Annotated in this window: 13 protein-coding genes; 7 read left to right on the forward strand and 6 right to left on the reverse strand. The window is 64.3% G+C overall.

Annotated elements, in window-relative coordinates:
• The first annotated feature begins 87 nt into the window (after positions 1-87).
• Together purD and purE are read left to right on the forward strand one after the other, a co-directional pair.
• Positions 88-1,401: a phosphoribosylamine--glycine ligase gene (gene purD, locus FYJ44_RS02160; RefSeq protein WP_288230267.1), complete on the forward strand. Its 1,314-nt coding sequence runs from the start codon at positions 88-90 to the stop codon at positions 1,399-1,401.
• Between the two features lie 41 nt (positions 1,402-1,442).
• Entirely contained in the window at positions 1,443-1,940 is a 498-nt protein-coding gene (gene purE / locus FYJ44_RS02165) for a 5-(carboxyamino)imidazole ribonucleotide mutase (RefSeq protein WP_154508735.1), read from the forward strand.
• 86 nt (positions 1,941-2,026) lie between these two features.
• Here purE and FYJ44_RS02170 read toward each other — a convergent pair whose 3' ends face one another.
• Positions 2,027-2,329, reverse strand: coding sequence for a hypothetical protein (locus FYJ44_RS02170; RefSeq protein ID WP_154508737.1), 303 nt, complete (start codon positions 2,327-2,329; stop codon positions 2,027-2,029).
• Between the two features lie 159 nt (positions 2,330-2,488).
• On the opposite strand from FYJ44_RS02170, the gene mutL reads away from it, so the two are divergent.
• Complete coding sequence (mutL, locus tag FYJ44_RS02175) at positions 2,489-4,462, forward strand: DNA mismatch repair endonuclease MutL (protein ID WP_154508738.1); 1,974 nt, start codon at positions 2,489-2,491, stop codon at positions 4,460-4,462.
• Between the two features lie 27 nt (positions 4,463-4,489).
• Here mutL and FYJ44_RS02180 read toward each other — a convergent pair whose 3' ends face one another.
• From FYJ44_RS02180 to FYJ44_RS02190, 3 genes are read right to left on the reverse strand one after another with little or no spacing between them, the layout of a single operon-like run.
• Positions 4,490-4,834, reverse strand: coding sequence for a hypothetical protein (locus tag FYJ44_RS02180; RefSeq protein WP_288230265.1), 345 nt, complete (start codon positions 4,832-4,834; stop codon positions 4,490-4,492).
• Complete coding sequence (locus FYJ44_RS02185; protein WP_229772461.1) at positions 4,831-6,126, reverse strand: tetratricopeptide repeat protein; 1,296 nt, start codon at positions 6,124-6,126, stop codon at positions 4,831-4,833. Before FYJ44_RS02185 ends, FYJ44_RS02180 begins: the two co-directional genes overlap by 4 nt.
• A gap of 6 nt (positions 6,127-6,132) precedes the next feature.
• A complete protein-coding gene (locus FYJ44_RS02190; protein WP_154508739.1) occupies positions 6,133-6,735 on the reverse strand; it encodes a hypothetical protein in 603 nt (200 codons plus the stop codon).
• 184 nt (positions 6,736-6,919) lie between these two features.
• On the opposite strand from FYJ44_RS02190, the gene serS reads away from it, so the two are divergent.
• The 4 genes from serS (at position 6,920) to iadA (ending at position 12,600) form a co-directional block, all read left to right on the forward strand.
• Positions 6,920-8,194: a serine--tRNA ligase gene (serS, locus tag FYJ44_RS02195; RefSeq protein WP_154508740.1), complete on the forward strand. Its 1,275-nt coding sequence runs from the start codon at positions 6,920-6,922 to the stop codon at positions 8,192-8,194.
• Positions 8,195-8,523: 329 nt separating this feature from the next.
• Complete coding sequence (aspA, locus tag FYJ44_RS02200) at positions 8,524-9,933, forward strand: aspartate ammonia-lyase (protein ID WP_154508742.1); 1,410 nt, start codon at positions 8,524-8,526, stop codon at positions 9,931-9,933.
• A gap of 49 nt (positions 9,934-9,982) precedes the next feature.
• Complete coding sequence (gene nhaC, locus FYJ44_RS02205) at positions 9,983-11,428, forward strand: Na+/H+ antiporter NhaC (RefSeq protein WP_229772462.1); 1,446 nt, start codon at positions 9,983-9,985, stop codon at positions 11,426-11,428.
• Entirely contained in the window at positions 11,425-12,600 is a 1,176-nt protein-coding gene (gene iadA, locus FYJ44_RS02210) for a beta-aspartyl-peptidase (RefSeq protein ID WP_154508745.1), read from the forward strand. The genes nhaC and iadA overlap by 4 nt, the downstream gene beginning before the upstream one ends.
• 186 nt (positions 12,601-12,786) lie before the next feature.
• Here iadA and FYJ44_RS02215 read toward each other — a convergent pair whose 3' ends face one another.
• Both FYJ44_RS02215 and FYJ44_RS02220 read right to left on the reverse strand, forming a co-directional pair.
• Positions 12,787-13,077: a putative quinol monooxygenase gene (locus tag FYJ44_RS02215; RefSeq protein ID WP_154508747.1), complete on the reverse strand. Its 291-nt coding sequence runs from the start codon at positions 13,075-13,077 to the stop codon at positions 12,787-12,789.
• A gap of 86 nt (positions 13,078-13,163) precedes the next feature.
• Positions 13,164-15,029 carry a putative bifunctional diguanylate cyclase/phosphodiesterase gene (locus FYJ44_RS02220; protein ID WP_229772463.1) on the reverse strand — a complete coding sequence of 622 codons (1,866 nt, stop codon included), beginning with the start codon at positions 15,027-15,029 and terminating at the stop codon, positions 13,164-13,166.
• Positions 15,030-15,169 lie beyond the last annotated feature (140 nt).

The raw sequence follows: 15,169 nt of genomic DNA on the forward strand, positions 1-15,169 counted from the left end.
CCAGTTCTGGATCGCATGGCAATCCGGCCCTCCGCCGCCGGGCGGGGGGCCTTTTTTCATCCATCATCAGCATAAAAGGGGGGCAAGGTGCGCATCCTTGTGATCGGTTCCGGTGGGCGCGAGCACGCCTTGGTCTGGAAATTCCGCCAGAGCCCGCGGGTCAGTGAAATTTTCGTGGCGCCCGGCAACGGCGGCACGTGCGGTGAGGGTGCGACCAACGTGCCGGTGGCCGTTGACGACCTGGATGCTCTTGTGGCCCTGGCCCGCCGGGAAAAGATCGATCTGGTGGTCCCCGGCCCCGAGCTGCCGCTGACGCTGGGCATTGTGGACCGTATGCGTGAAGCCGGCATCGCCTGTTTCGGCCCGGACGCCTATTGCGCGCGCCTGGAAGGCAGCAAGGCCTTCGCCAAGGAAATCATGGACCGGGCCGAGGTGCCCACGGCCCGTTGCGCGGTGTTCAGCGATCCGGAAATGGCCAAAAACCATGTGGTCAAGGTAGGCGCGCCCCTGGTGATCAAGGCCGACGGTCTGGCCGCCGGCAAGGGCGTGGTGGTTGCCGGGAATTCGCAGGAAGCCCTGCAGGCCGTGAGCGACATCATGGACGCCAGGGCCTTCGGCGCGGCGGGTGACCGCGTTGTGCTGGAGGAATGCCTGGTGGGCGAGGAGGCCTCCTTCCTCTGCTTCTGCGACGGCGAGCGGGCCGTGCCCCTGCCTTCGGCCCAGGACCACAAGGCCGCCTGGGACGGCGACAAGGGCCCCAATACCGGCGGCATGGGGGCTTACAGTCCCGCGCCGGTGCTGTCCGACGACCAGCTGGAGGAAATGGCCGATCTGACCATCCGGCCCATTCTCAGGGAACTGGCCAGGGACGGTCACCCCTTTGTGGGCGTGCTTTACGCGGGCCTGATGCTCACCGCCGACGGCCCCAAGGTGCTGGAGTACAACGTCCGTTTCGGCGATCCGGAGTGCCAGCCCCTGCTGGCGCGTCTGGAGGGCGACCTGGCTCAGGTCATGCTGGATTGCGTCAACGGCAAACTGGACCCGGCCAGCCTCGGCTACAGCGCGCAGACCGCGCTGGGCGTGGTGCTTACGGCCAAGGGCTACCCGCGCGCGTACCCCAAGGGCCTGGTCATCAAGGGCATTGAAGAGGCCGAGGCTCTGCCCGGCGTCAAGGTTTTCCACAGCGGCACGGTCGTCAAGGATCAGGTGCTGATTTCCAGCGGCGGGCGCGTGCTCTGCGTCACGGCTTTGGGCGACGATCTGCCCGCGGCCCAGAAAGCCGCCTACGCGGCTCTGGAAAAAATCCAAATGCCGGACGGTTTTTACCGCACGGATATCGGCGACAAGGGCATCCGCCGTCTGGCGGGACAGTCCGGGACGTCCGGCAGCTCCGGCAAGTAAGCCCCGCTCAGGGGAAGCATTGAAGCAAATAAGGGATAATCATGGCGCATGTCGTTATTCTGATGGGGTCCAAATCCGATGAGGAAAAGGTCAGCCCCTGTGTGGATGTTCTGAAAAGCCTGGGCATTGACTATGTGTTTACCGTGAGTTCGGCCCATCGCACGCCGGAACGCACCGAAGCTCTGGTGCGCGACGAGGAGGCCAGGGGCGCGCGGGTCTTCATCTGCGCCGCCGGTATGGCCGCGCATCTGGCCGGGGCCGTGGCCGCGCGCACCAGCAGGCCGGTGATCGGCATTCCGGTGTCCGGCGGCGGGCTGGCCGGTATGGACGCGCTTTTCTCCACCGTGCAGATGCCCCCCGGCTTCCCGGTGGCCACGGTGGCCCTGGACAAGGCCGGGGCGCGCAACGCGGCCTGGCTGGCGGCCCAGATCCTGGCTGTGGCCGATCCCGCCTTGCGGGAAAAAATCGAGGCGGCCCGCGCCAAAATGCGCGCTGATGTGGAAAAAGCGGGCGAAGAGATCAGTAAGAAATACGCCTGAGCGCGAAGCGCGGGTGTATGTGTGAAAAGGCCGCCGGAGAGCATAATCTCCGGCGGCCTTCTGCCGTCGTAGCGGGAGTGATGGGTTCAGGCCGTGCCGTAGTACGGGGGACGGCGCGTTTCCGCCCCGGCGCTGACCCGGAAAATCTGGACCGTGTACTGGCCCTTGCCGCCGCACATGGGGCAGCCGTCCGTGACCAGCAGGCAGGATGCATCCAGCTCCAGGGGATCGATGCCCGCCTGTTCCAGAATGCGGGTGGCCCGACCCTGCTCCCACATAACGGGAGAGCCGCAGCGGCCGCATTCCACATAGAGCAGTTCGGGATCATACCCCTTGGGCGCGAAGAGTCCGGGCTCGGCGTGCGTGATGACTGTGCTTGTATTGCGCATGATATTCTCCCGGCAGGCGGCGCGCGCAAGAGACCGCATGGCGTGGCGCAGTTTTTGCCTGCCTCTTTCAAAATAAGCACGCCGCGCCGCAAGGCAAGTGCGCGGAACCGGCCGCTGTGACGGCTTGCGTTGCGGGGATGAGCCGACTACACTGGCTTCATGTCTGAAAATATGCGTCATATCCGTTTATTACCGCCTGAGTTGCGCAATCAGATCGCGGCCGGCGAAGTGGTGGAGCGCCCGGCCAGCGTGCTCAAGGAACTGGTGGAAAACAGCCTGGACGCCGATGCCGTCCGCGTGGACGTGCGCCTGGACAACGGCGGCCAGAGCCTGATCCGCGTGCAGGACGACGGCTGCGGCATTGCCGCCGAAGAACTGGAACTTTCCGTCACGCGCCACGCCACTAGCAAGATCACCAGCATGGACGATCTGGAGCGTATCCGTTCTTACGGCTTCCGGGGCGAGGCCTTGCCGAGCATAGCCTCGGTTTCCCGCTTCCGCATTGTTTCAGCCTGCGGCGGCGCGGCTCATTGTGTGGAAGTGGAGCACGGCCGTTTGCTGTCGTCAAGCCCGGCGGCGCTGCACAAGGGCACCATTGTGGAGGTGCGCGAGCTTTTTTCCAATATACCAGCCCGTCTTAAATTTTTAAAGACCCCGGCCACGGAATTCAAGCGCGCCCAGGACTGGCTGGCGCGCCTGGCCCTGGCCCGCGCGGATGTGGGTTTCAGCCTGCATTCCGGCGAGCGGGAGGTGCTGCGCTTTCTGCCGGATCAGACCCTGCGCGACCGTCTGGCCCTGCTCTGGCCCCGCCTGATCGTGGAGGCCTTGCGCCCCTTCGAGGGGGAGCGCCACGGCATCCGCGCGCACGGCCTGGCGGCGCTGCCCACGGTGAGCCAGCCGCGCGGGGACCGCATTCTGTTGTTCGTCAACAGCCGTCCGGTGACGGACAAACGCCTGCTGGCCGCGGTGCGCGAAGCCTACAAGGGCCGTCTGACCAGCCGCGACTATCCGCAGGTGGTCCTTTTTGTGGACATGGATCCGCGTGAAGTGGACGTCAACGTACACCCGGCCAAGTCCGAAGTGCGCTTCCGGGATGAATCGGCGGTCTTTTCCGCCTGCCTGCACGCCGTGCAAGGCGCGCTGACCACCTCTTTCACGGCGGCTCTGCAAGGCTCTGATGCTGATTCCGCCAGCCGTGAGGACGGACCGCTGTTTCCCGCGCCGGAGGCCGCCGGAGAGCGCTCCGCCCCGGAACCGCCCGCGCCCCGGCCACAGGGCTTCTGGGGCCGCCTGGACAATCCGCCGCTGTTGGCCCGTCCGGAAACTTCGGACGGCACGGACTCCCCGGCCGAGGGCTGGCGGGTGAGCGCGCCCGCCGGTCAGGGCGCGGCCCCGCGCGTCTTCGTCTCCGCCGAGGAAGAGGCTGCGCCTTATGGGCCGCGCGCGGCGCAAGCGCTCCCGCCTGAGGATACGGCCGTTCCCATGCCGGACGCGGACTGGCCCGCGCCTGAACCGGAAGCGGCGATCATGCCCGACGCCGTCCCTGAAACCGCGTCGGAGCCGCGGGAGCGCGACCCCTTGCGGATCGGCCCCTTCGCTTATCTGGGGCAGGCGGCCGACACCTATCTGATTCTGCGCGACGACGAGGGCGCATTGCTTCTGCTGGACCAGCACGCCGCGCATGAGCGGGTGCTGTATGCGCGCTTGCGCCGGGGCGGATTCGCCGGCACGGGTCAGTGTCTGGCCCTGCCTCTGGAACTCAATCTGCATCCGGCGGAGCGGGAGCGCTTTCAGGAATTGCGCGACCGTCTGGAAAGCCTGGGTTTCGCCCTGGAATGCGCGGGCGACGCGCTACTGGTGCGGGCCATGCCGCCCGTGCTTTCGCGCGCCGAGGCCCGCGATTTTCTGCGCGAGGCTCTGGCCGGGCGCAAGGACGACCTGGCGGGCATGTTCATTTCCATGTCCTGCAAGGGGGCCATCAAGGCCGGGCAACGCCTCACGGACGACGAGGCCGCCGGGCTGCTGCGCCAGTGGCTGGCCACCCCGGAACGCGAATATTGCCCGCACGGCCGCCCCTGCGTGCTGCGCTGGGACGCGGCGGCCCTGGAAAAACTCTTCAAGCGCCGGCAGTGAATGCGGTGGAGAGGCCGTTGTGCCCGTTCAATGCCCGGCATAATCCAGCACATTATTCAGCGGCGCGGAACTGGTGCGGATGCGGCCCTGCTCGAAGACATGGCGGATAAGCCGCCAGTTTTCCAGATCCAGCACGTCCAGCTTGCCCTGATGTTCCGGCCGCAGATGCCGGTTCAGGACTTCCAGCGTTTCATCCACGGGAAAATAGACGCCCTCAAAGGAAAAGCGGGCCATATCGCCCTCGCGGCAGAGCACGGACTCGTCCGTGTCGTCGGGCATGGCCCCGGTGCAGGCCGCTTCCAGATCGGCGTAGAATGCGTCTGAAACAGGATAGACGTGGCCGTAGACTTTGAGCAGAGGGTCGCGGTTCACGGCGCGGATTCCTCGGATGTGTCGGTCCCGCGCGTCCCGGCGTCTTTGGATGTGGCGGGGGACTCACCGGCGGGCGCGGCGAGAAAGGACGGCGGCAGGGTGGCGGGCGCGGGCCGCGCCGGGGTTGCCGTTGCGCCGGTCCGGCAGTAGTTCTGCGCGCGGGCCACGGCCAGCCCTTCGCAGTCGCCCAGGCCGCAGGCATCCGCGAAGTCCGCGCACATGCCCGGATAGTCGCGGCGCAGCATGCGCACCGCGCCGCGCGCCCGCAGCCGCCGGGCCAGTTCCGCGCCCTGGGGGGCCGGGCCGGACCGGACGTTGAGGGCCGCGTTAAGATCGTCCTCGGCCAGAGCCAGCTGTTGCAGCCGCCAATGGGCCAGAGCGCGGATGTAGCGGGCTCTGCCCAGACCGGGAGAAAGGCGCAGGGCTTCCGTGCAGGATTCCAGGCTTTGCTGGGGCAGGTTGCGCTGCAACTGGGCCTCGGCCAGGAGCAATCGGACCGTGGCGCTGCGCGGAGCCCGCGCGGCCGCCCGCTCCAGCGTGGCCAGGGCGTCGGCGTCGGTCAGCCAGCCCTCGGGACTGAGATCAAGGGCGACCTGTGCCCGCCAGAGTCCGTCCAGACGCGCGCCCATACGCTCCCAGTCTTCGGCGCGCCAGAAATCCCGTTCCGTGGCGGGCTCCGCAGCCCCCGCCGTTTTCGCCTCGGCGGCGGAAGAAGGCCCGGGGCTTGGCACATCGTCCTTTTCAAGACCGCCGGGCCAGTGGCGGTCCATGATTTTCAGAACGTCTCCGGTCTCGCTGATAAGCGCGTGGCGCAGAGCCAGCAATTCGGGATTGCGCAGGGCCCGGATCAGCTCTTCTCCGGCCTGGGGCCGGGGAGTCAGGCTGAGGGTCACATGCAGCGGAGAGCCCGCGCCGGTCTTTCCGGCCTGCGGGGCGTCGGCAAGCGGCGGCGCGGCGGCGCGGTAGAGTTGCGCGGCCAGGGCCAGACGTTCCGCCGGAGATACGCCCATGCGGATCTCCCGCCGCCGGGGAAAGGCGGCCGCGGCGCGGCGCAGGGCGTTAAGCCAGGCCGTGGCCCGGGCGTGCGCCCAGGCGGCGTCGCGGGGCACCGGCGGGGTCACGCGGCGCATCTCCACTTCAGTGACCGTGGCCAGCTCCAGCTCCGGCGTGAAATCGGCGGCGTCCGCCGGTCCGGCGGAAAGGCCGGGAACAGGCCCGGCCCACGCGCAGGGCGGCGTCCAGAAGCACAGGGCCAGCGCAAGGGCCGCAAGCCCGAAACGCGAGGCCGTCATGGGCACCTATTTTTTGGCCTGAATGGTCTGTACGATCTTCTGGGCCATGGGCTTCACCAGATCCCGCAGGGTTTCCAGCATGAGGTTTTCCGCGGCCGCGCCCGAGGGCAGGCCGGAGCGGCTCTGGCTGGAGTTCAGCGACTCGCGCAGCAGGCGACCCTGGCGGTTGGCCAGCACGTAATTGACCCGCAGGTTGGTGGAGAGGTCCGTGGCCGAGGTTTCACGGAGCCAGGCTTCGTCTACCTGGCCGGTGACCAGATAGTCGGGATTGCCGCTGCGCGCCTGGTTCACATTGAGGGCGAAGGTGACCTGCATGCCGTTGCGGGCCAGTTCGTCGGCCAGCGCCCGGCTGATCCACCGGGCTACGTCGTCGCCGGTCACAAAGGCGCTCTTGTCGCGGCGCACGCCCAGGGCGGACTGGTCCTGGCGCTTGTCGGCAAAGGTCACCACGCTGACGCGCGGAGCGTTGGGGGCCGGCAGCACGGAGGCGTCCAGCGGCGGCGGGGGCAGCAAGCGCACATTGTTGCTAGGCCCGCAGGCCGAAAGCAGCAGGACTGTCAGCAGGCCGGACAACAGGGCGGCGGTGACGTTACGGCGGGAATGTTTCATGGCGGCCTCGCGGGGTTCGGAAAAGTTTCAAAATTTTTATGATATTCTTTAGATATATCCGGAAAACGGGCGTCTTGCAAGGCAATGCTCCCCATGCTACAGGCTTTGTCGGATTTTCGCACGCGGCGTTTTTTGCCGGGCTTTCCGATTTGACGCGTCCCGAGGGCGCGGCGCAGGAGCGGTTATGATTGATCTCAAACTGGTGCAGAAGCAGCCGGAAGTGCTGGCCAAGGCCCTGGCCGACCGGCATTCGGAACTGGACGTCAATGAATTTCTGAGCCTGGACGCCCGCCGCCGGGCCCTGCTCGCGGAAGTGGAGGCCCTCAAGAGCCGGCGCAACACCGCCTCCGGCCAAGTCGCGGCCCTGAAGCGCGAAGGCCAGGACGCCGGTCCGCTGCTGGCCGAACTGGGCGGCCTGTCGGACCGCATCAAGGAGCTGGACGGCCAGACCGCCCAGGCCAAAGCCGATGTGGAAGCCTGGCTCATGCGCGTGCCCAACATCCCGGACGCCTCCGTGCCCGTGGGCCGGGACGAAACGGAAAACGTGGAAGTGGCCCGCTGGGGAACGCCGCGCGCCTTTGACTTTCCGGCGCGGGAACACGGCGATCTGGGCACGGCCCTGGGGGGGCTGGATTTCGAGCGCGCCGCGCGTCTCACGGGCAGCCGTTTTGTGGTTTCCCTGGGCTGGGCCGCGCGCCTGGAACGGGCTCTGGTCAACTTTTTCCTCGACCGGCACACCCGGCACGAGGACTACATCGAAGTCAGCCCGCCCTATATGGTTAACCGGGCCACCATGACCGGCACGGGCCAGTTGCCCAAGTTCGAGGAAGACCTCTTCAAGCTGCGCGACTGGGAATATTATTTGATCCCCACCGCCGAGGTGCCGCTGACCAATCTGCACGCGGGCGAGGTGCTGGACGAGGCCGACCTGCCGCGCGCCTACTGCGCGGCCACACCCTGCTTCCGCTCCGAAGCGGGCAGCGCGGGCAAGGACACGCGCGGCATCATCCGCATGCATCAGTTCACCAAGGTGGAGATGGTCCGTTTTGCCCATCCGGACGACAGCTTCAACCAGCTGGAGCTGATGTGCGGCCATGCCCGGCAGCTGCTGGAGCTGCTGGAACTGCCCTACCGGGTCATCACGCTCTGCACCGGCGATATGGGCTTCGGCTCGGCCAAGACCTACGATGTGGAAGTCTGGCTGCCTGCGCAGAACACGTACCGCGAGATTTCCTCCTGCTCCAACTGTATTGATTTCCAGGCCCGGCGCGCGGACATCCGCTTCAAGCCCAAGGGCGGCAAGACGGCGTTCGTCCACACCCTCAACGGCTCGGGCCTGCCCACGGGCCGCACCATCGCCGCCATTCTGGAGAACGGGCAGCAAAAGGACGGCAGTGTGGTTCTGCCGAAAGCGCTGGCGCCCTATATGGATGGGACGGAGGTTATTGAGCCGCGTTAGGGCGTGTTTCTGAATCGGTTCTTTTGGCTTCCGGCTGTGTCAGCTATGCTGTCTTTATCCGTACGGCTCACAAGTTCGCCTGCGGCTAAAGCTCTTTCGCCGCAACGGCTGAAGCGAGTACTATCGTAGCATGCGCTGACGGAACCAATGCCCGTCCATGCCTCCAGGGTGTGCCCCCATGCCCTTGGGCATACACAACAAAAATCATTAATTGACTGATATTGCTCAACTTTCATAGAGAAAGCGGGGCAATGCCGCGCTGTTGCCGCGTCCCGCAAAACGCGCGGGCGCGCGGCGCTGACAGCGCGAATTCTGCGAGGAGTATGCGGATGAGCCGTCTGGAACACGACTTTCTCGGTGAGATGTCCATCGCGGACGATGTCTATTACGGCATCCAGACCCGCCGGGCCATGGAGAATTTTACCATTTCCGGGATCACGCTGGCGGAATTTCCGGCCATGATCACGGCCCTTGCCCTGGTCAAGAAGGCGGCGGCCGCGGCCAATATGGAGCTCGGCTGCCTGCCCCACGACGTGGGCGAGGCCATCTGCGCGGCCTGCGACGAGCTGGCGGACGGAAAGCTGCACGACCAGTTCCCGGTGGACTGCATTCAGGGAGGCGCGGGCACCTCCACCAACATGAACGCCAACGAGGTCATCGCCAACCGCGCCCTGGAGCTGCTGGGCCATGCCAAGGGCGAGTATGCCTACTGCCACCCCAATAATCATGTGAACTGTTCCCAGTCCACCAATGACGTCTACCCCACCGCCCTGCGCCTGGCCCTGTACGACAAGCTGGGCGGCCTGCTGGCTGACATGGCGCATTTGCGGCGGGGTTTTGAGATCAAGGCCGAAGAGTTCGCCGAGGTGCTCAAAATGGGGCGGACCCAGTTGCAGGACGCCGTGCCCATGACCCTGGGACAGGAGTTCGGGGCCTATGCCACGACTCTCGGCGAGGACATGCTGCGCCTGCGGGAGGCGCGGAAACTGCTGCTGGAGATCAATCTGGGGGCCACGGCCATCGGCACGGGCATCAACGCGCCCGAGGGCTATGCCGCGCTGGCCACGGAGAAACTGGCCCGCTTCAGCGGCCTTCCGGTGGTGCTTTCCGCCAATCTCATCGAAGCCACCTGGGATACCGGCGGCTATGTGCAGATTTCCGGCGTGCTCAAACGCATCGCGGTCAAGCTTTCCAAAGTCTGCAACGACCTGCGCCTGCTGTCCTCCGGGCCGCGCGCGGGCCTCAATGAAATCAACCTGCCGCGCCTTCAGCCGGGTTCGTCCATTATGCCGGGCAAGGTCAACCCGGTCATCCCCGAAGTGGTCAATCAGGTGGCGTTCGACATCATCGGCAAGGACGTGACCATTACCCTGGCCGCCGAAGCCGGTCAGCTTGAGCTCAATGTCATGGAGCCGATCATCGCCTTCAACCTGTTTACCGGCATCCGCCGCCTGGGCAACGCCTTTCGCGCGCTCCAGGATCGCTGCGTGGCCGGGATCACGGCCAACAGCGAGCATTGCCGGGAACTGGTGGAAGGGAGCATCGGCATCATCACCGCGCTCAATCCCTATATCGGCTATGAGAATTCGGCGTCCGTGGCCAAAGAGGCACTGGAGAGCGGCGGCTCGGTGGTGGATATCGTGCTGGCCCGGAAGCTGTTGAGCCGGGAACAGCTCGACGCCCTGCTTCAGCCGGAGAAAATGGCCCGTCCGTCTTCAGCCGCGCCCCAAAAGCCGTAAGAGCCCGGCCCGCGCCGTCGCAAGGCTCAACATGTCCGGAGGACATCCCATGCCGCAACACAAAACGCCTTCCTTCGCCTTTGCCGTCACGACGCTGCTTACTATCGTGGCGCTGATCGCGGGCGGCCTGATCTTTTTCAAACTTCAGCTGCATCTGCTGATGCTCACGGGCTGGATCGTCAGCGCGGCTTTCGGCAAATGTCTGGGCTTCAGTTACGCGGACCTGGAAGCCGGAGCCTATGAACTGATCATGAAGGCCATGGGGGCCTGCCTGATCCTGATGTGCGTGGGCGCGCTGATCGGCGCCTGGATCGCGGCGGGCACCGTGCCGGTGATGATCTATGTGGGCCTGAACATCATCACGCCCAGCCTTTTTCTGGTCACCAGCCTGATCGTCTGCTCCCTGACCTCGCTGGCCACCGGCACCTCCTGGGGAACCATCGGCACCGTGGGCGTGGCCCTGATGGGCATCGGCGCGGGCCTGGGCTTCACGCCCGGCCTCACCGCCGCCAGCATTATCTGCGGCTCCTTTTTCGGGGACAAGATGTCCCCGCTCTCGGACACCACCAACATGGCCGCGGCCGTGAACGGCGTGCCCCTGCTCCGGCACGTCAAGCACATGTTTTTCACCATCACCCCGGCCTACGTGATTACCTTCATCCTGTACGCCATCCTGGGCTTTCAGCATTCCGGCGACATCTCCTCCGGCCAGCTGACCACCATCCTGAACGGCCTGGACAGCCATTTCCGCATCGGCGTGATCCCGGCCCTGCCCATGCTGCTGGTGCTGATACTGCTTCTGCGCCGGAGCAATCCGGTAGTCGCCATCACCAGCGGCGCCCTGTTCGGCGTGGCCATCGCCGTGCTGCACGGCGGCATGGACCTTTCCACGGCCTTCAACACCATGTGGGGCGGCTACAAGGGGCAGTTCGAGGATCCCTTTCTGGCCAAGCTGCTCAACCGGGGCGGCGTGACCAGCATGCTGAACATTCTCTGCCTGGTGATCCTGGCCTGCGGTCTGGGCGGCATGCTCAAGCGCATGGGCGTCATCGACGCGGCCCTTGACCCTCTGGCCCGGCGTGCGGACACGGGCTTCAAGCTGGTGGGCGCGACGCTGATCATCGGCTACGGAACCCTGATGCTCACGGCCGCCATCTACTTCAGCATTGTCATGACCGGCACGCTGATGGCCCCGATCTTCCGCAAAAACGGCTTCCGGCCCGAAAACTGCTCGCGCGTGGTGGAAGACGCCAGCACCCTGGGCGGCCCGCTGGTGCCCTGGGCCAACAACGCCCTTTTCCCCATGGCCACCCTGGGCGTGACCTATGCGGAATACGTTCCCTGGGTTTTCCTGCTTTATCTTACGCCGGTGGTTTCCCTGCTCTACGCCTTTTTCAACATCACCATGACCCGCCTCACGCCCGAGGAAATGGCCGAGGAAAAGAAAGCGGACCTGCGGCAAGACAGTCTGGCCGCCGCTGAGGAGAAACGATGAACGCCGTTCTGGTCAAAAACGCGCATGTGTATGCGCCCGAAGATCTGGGCCGCAACGACATCCTTCTGGTCAACGATAAAATAGCGGCTCTGGCTCCGGACATCACGCTGCCCGCCTGCCTTGAGCCCGCGCTGCTGCTGGACGCCGAAGGCCGCGCGGCCGTGCCGGGCTTCATTGACGCCCACGTGCATATCACGGGCGGCGGCGGCGAGGCCGGTTTTCACACCCAGGTGCCGCCCCTGCCGCTCTCCGTGCCTCTTTCCGGGGGCGTGACCACGCTGGGCGGCCTGCTCGGCACCGACGGCGTGACCCGGCATGTGGACAACGTGCTGGCCAAAGCCTGTTCCCTGGAGGAAGAGGGCCTGTCCACCTTTATCATGACCGGCGGCTATCCCCTGCCGTCGCCGACCATCACCGGCTCGGTGACGCGCGATTTTGCCTGCGTCTCCAAGGTGCGCGGCGGCAAGATCGCCATTGCCGACCACCGCGTCGCGCCCGTCAGCGCCGCGCAACTGGCGGCCCTGGCCACGGATGTGCGGGTGGGCGGCATGCTGCGCGGCATTGTGGGCATGCTGATCATTCACATCGGGGCCGCGCCCGAGGGACTGGCCCGGATTTTCGAGGTCATCGACCAATGTCCCTATCTGGCCAGGCATCTGATCGCCACCCATATCAACCGCAGCCCGCAGGCCTTTGAGCAGGCCATGCTGCTGGCCCGGCGCGGCGGCTTCATGGATGTTTCCTCCGGCCTGAACAGCGCGACCCTGGGGCCGGACACGCTCAAGCCGTCCACGGCCATCGCCGTCGCCCTGCGTTCCGGCGTGCCGCCGGAACAGATTCTGATGAGTTCGGACGGCAACGGCAGTGCGGCGCGCTATGACGACCAGGGGCATGTGGAAGGTCTGGTGGCTTCGGATCTGCGCACGCTCTGCGCGGAGTTCCGGGATTGCGTCCTTGCCGAGGGCTTGTCCATGACGCAGGCTCTGGCCCCGGTCACCAGCAACGTGGCCAGGGCTTTTTCCCTCTTTCCGGCCAAAGGGGCGCTGACGGCGGGCAGCGACGCGGACGTGCTCGTGCTGGACGCGGACCTGCGGCCCTGGAGCCTTTTCGCCAAAGGGCGGCATATGCTCCACGAGGGGCGGGTGCTTTGCAAGGGCACGTTTGAAGAGTAGGGCATTTGCTGTTGCAATTGTCCCGTTTCAAAAGCGACGCTGCCCGCCGGTTGGGGAAATACGGTGTTTTTATTCGCCGCGGACGCGGACGTCTGCATTTCCGCCGTGCCCGTAAGCCGGGCTAATGGTACGCCGTGTACGGCGTAGCGCATTTCAAGCCTGAAAGGCCCTGACGCGCGCAGAATATCAGCAGACCGGGCGGAGCAGCGTGACGCGTTTCCGGGCGAGCTTGTCCTTCTGGAAGTCTCCGAAGGCTTTGAAATGCGCGCTGGCGTTGTGCTCGGCAATGGCCGCGTCCGAGGCCCAGGCCTCAAGGATGAAAAAGCGGCAGGGATTTTCCAGATCTTCGGTCAGGTCGTAGGCCCGATTGCCGGCTTCGGCCCGGCTGGCCTCCACCATGGCGCGGAAGGCGGGCAGCATGGCTTCCCGGTGTTCCGGCAGAACTTCAAGTTCGGCCACAATGCGAATTTCGTCCATAGCTGTGTTCCTTTATGTGACCGCCATTGGCGGGGCTGTCGCCGACGGGGCAAACTCCGTTTTGCGACGTTTGCCCTCGGTCTGATTCAGACTTGGATAAGAGGCTCTCTCTCTCTCTCTCTCTCGATGGCCGCTTCGTATTCCTGCTCCGGCATGGGGCGGAAAAAGACATAGCCCTGCACCAGATCGCAGTTGATGCTTTTCAGAAAAGCGACCTGCTCCTGTGATTCAATGCCTTCGGCCACGGTCCGGATATTGAGTTTGCGGACCAGGCCCACGATGCTCTCCACGAGAATGGCGTCTTTTTCCTTGTCGTCGCTGTCAAGGAAAAACAGGCGGTCTATCTTGAGCGTGTCGATGGGCAGGCTTTTCAGCAGGCTGAGCGAGGAATAGCCTTTGCCGAAATCGTCAATGGAGCAGAAAAACCCCTGTCTTTTCAGCTGGTTCACGATGTCCGCCAGAAACGCGAGATTGTCGAAGGCGATGGATTCGGTAAACTCAAGCTCCAGCAGGCCGTCCGGGATGCGATAACGGTCTTTGATGCCCGCATACGTCGCCACAAAGTCCTCTCTGAAAAACTGGAGCCGGGAAATATTCACTGAAATCGGCAGAACCGGCTGGCCTTGATCCAGGCGTCGGCGCAGGAAGCGGCAGACGGTTTCGAAGACGTATTGGTCCAGGGCGCTGATCAGACGGTTTTTTTCAAAAATGGGGATGAACTTGTCGGGCGCGATGACCCGGCCGTCGGCTTTTTTCCAGCGCACCAGGGCTTCGGCGCAGGCAATGGCGCCGCTGCTGAGCCCCACCTTGGGCTGGTAATAGACAACAAATTCCTTGTCGTTCAGCGCCTCCTGCATCTGACTGACAATGGCCTTTTCCTCCAGCAACTTGTCGCGGATGCTCTCGTTATAGAAGGCGTAATTGGCATGGACGCCGTTTTTCACCGTCTTGCGGGCGAAATTGGCCCGGTCCAGCAGGTTTTCGATAACCAGATCGCCGGGGGCGTCCTCAATGCAGCAGATGCCGCAGCACACCGGCACGGTCTGCTTGTTTTGCGATCTGGACATGAAATCCGTAATCATGGCGTCAATGGAGCGCTGCCGCGCCATGACCTCCATTTTCTCTTCATACCTGCGCAGGATCACAAAGTTGTCCGCCGAGACACGGCCGAAAATCTCCTTGTCCCCGAGCTCGTTCTGGATAATGCGGGTGTATTCCCGCAGAATGGCGTTGCCGTACTCATAGCCGAAAACATCATTGATGTATTTGAAATCGGCGAAGTCCATGTAAACGACGGCGTAGCGCGCTGTTTCGTCCGCGCGGATCAGTTCCCGGGCCTCGCGCTTGAAGCGCTCCAGATTGTACGCGCCGGTCAGCGCGTCCCTGTCGGTCATGTCGCTCAGGTTTTTGCTCAGATGCTCCAGAAGCAGCATCTTCTTGCTGTATGCCCAGAGAATGAACAGCCATGTCAGCAGCAAAAAAAGCGCCATGATCAGAATCAGCTGCAAGAGCAGCGAAATCTGTCTGTCGGCGTAGGCCTCGGCGGAGAAGACCGTCTTGTTGGCCAGTTCGAAGTACGCTTCGCTGTCGGCGAGCAGAACGCCGGAAGCGGTCTTGTCCTTCCGGACCGCCCGGATGTCCTCTTTGAGCTTTCCCCACAGAACATTGAGCCGGGACAGGTTTTTTTCGTATTCCTGATCGCTCGGATGGATCAGGCCATAGGGGCCGTCGCCGGTAAGCAGTTCGTGCAGGATATCATCAAGGTAGACGACCAGCACGTCACGCGGTTGTCCCGCCAATTCCATTTTGACCAGGCGCTGGGTCGCGCCGCGCACGATGCCCACATAGTTGATCAGCCGGCCATAGGTCTGGGATTGAATAATGGAATAGATGGTGCCGGCGCCCAGCAGAACCAGCAGCAGGAAAAGGGTCTGAAGGCCGAATTTCAGCATGTTCCGCATAGCGTCCTGAGCCCCGCACACAAATTTTTGCGATATTACGCCATCCCAGGACATTTGTTAAGGAAAGAATTCCATCACGCCGATAACATAGCATCCTGGTAGTGAACATGCCGAAAAACTCTGGCGACTGT

Source organism: Desulfovibrio porci (genome assembly GCF_009696265.1).
Classification (GTDB): domain Bacteria; phylum Desulfobacterota; class Desulfovibrionia; order Desulfovibrionales; family Desulfovibrionaceae; genus Desulfovibrio; species Desulfovibrio porci.